The sequence below is a fragment of the endosymbiont of Lamellibrachia barhami genome (assembly GCF_011947365.2).
Classification (GTDB): Bacteria; Pseudomonadota; Gammaproteobacteria; order Chromatiales; family Chromatiaceae; genus QGON01.
Window position 1 is genome coordinate 1,586,824 of sequence record NZ_JAAVSH020000001.1, and the last position, 1,288, is coordinate 1,588,111.

Sequence of the window (1,288 nt, forward strand, 5' to 3'; positions counted from 1 at the left end):
TATCACTATGAAAAATGATTTCAGGACCACTGACACGGACAGAAAATAAGCCGAAGGTTTCTGCTACAGTCATTCCATACCTGCCGATCAACTGGATAAATTTCTATAGGGTAGGGCTTTTCCTTGATGCAACGTAGTATTGATTGAGGCGTTTCTGGTTAACTGGATTATTGTCACCATAATCCTGTGGAAAGATATTAAACTGCATTGCAATCAATTGGTTAAGATTGTTTTTGTTTCTCGCTATGCTTAATAATGACAATCACCACAATCCGAGAACATCAGGACTAAGGATGGATAAAGACACACTATTGATCACAGGCGGTGCAGGTTTTATCGGATCGGCAGTTATCCGTTATCTGATAGAAGAGACCGGGCACACGGTTGTCAATGTCGACAAGCTGACCTATGCGGGAAATCTCGATTCGCTCATGTCGGTAGCCGATGATCCTCGGTATCATTTTGAGTTGGCGGATATCTGCGATGCAGAGGTCATGCGCGATATTTTTCTGCGCTACCAGCCATCGGCCATCATGCACCTTGCTGCGGAATCCCATGTGGATCGCTCTATTGACGGACCCTCAGAATTCATCCAGACCAATGTGGTTGGCACCTGTATCCTCCTTGAGGTGGCTCGTAACTACTGGTCAGACCTGAATGAAAAGCAGCAAGAGAGCTTCCGTTTCCATCATGTATCCACCGACGAAGTCTATGGAAGCTTGGGAAAAACCGGTCTGTTTACCGAAGCGTCCCGCTACGAACCCAATTCACCCTATTCAGCCAGCAAGGCCTCATCTGATCACCTGGTGCGTGCCTGGCATGAGACCTATGGCCTGCCGGTGGTGATTACCAACTGTTCCAATAACTACGGTCCCTACCAGTTTCCTGAGAAGCTTATACCCTTAATCATCCTCAATGCACTGGACGGTAAGCCTCTTCCCATCTATGGCAAAGGTGATCAGATCAGAGATTGGCTCTATGTCGATGATCATGCCAAAGCACTCTACCGGGTACTTTCTCAAGGGAAAGTGGGCGAGATCTATAACATCGGCGGCCATAATGAAAAAGCCAACCTTGAAGTGGTTCACACGCTCTGTGCTCATCTTGATAAACTGGTTCCCAACCACCCGGATGGAGTAGGAGTCTACGCTGATCTCATTACCTATGTTGAAGATCGGCCAGGCCACGATCAGCGTTATGCTATCGATTCCAGTAAGATTAAGAGAGAACTTGACTGGGTCCCTGAAGAGACCTTTGAGAGCGGTATGCTGAAAACCGTTAAATGGTA

1 protein-coding gene is annotated in these 1,288 nt (G+C 47.0%); it reads left to right on the plus strand.

Annotated elements, in window-relative coordinates:
- Positions 1–293 precede the first annotated feature (293 nt).
- Positions 294–1,288, plus strand: a 995-nt coding sequence (gene rfbB / locus G9Q73_RS07115) for a dTDP-glucose 4,6-dehydratase (protein ID WP_177421316.1), incomplete at its 3' end; no start/stop codon positions are given.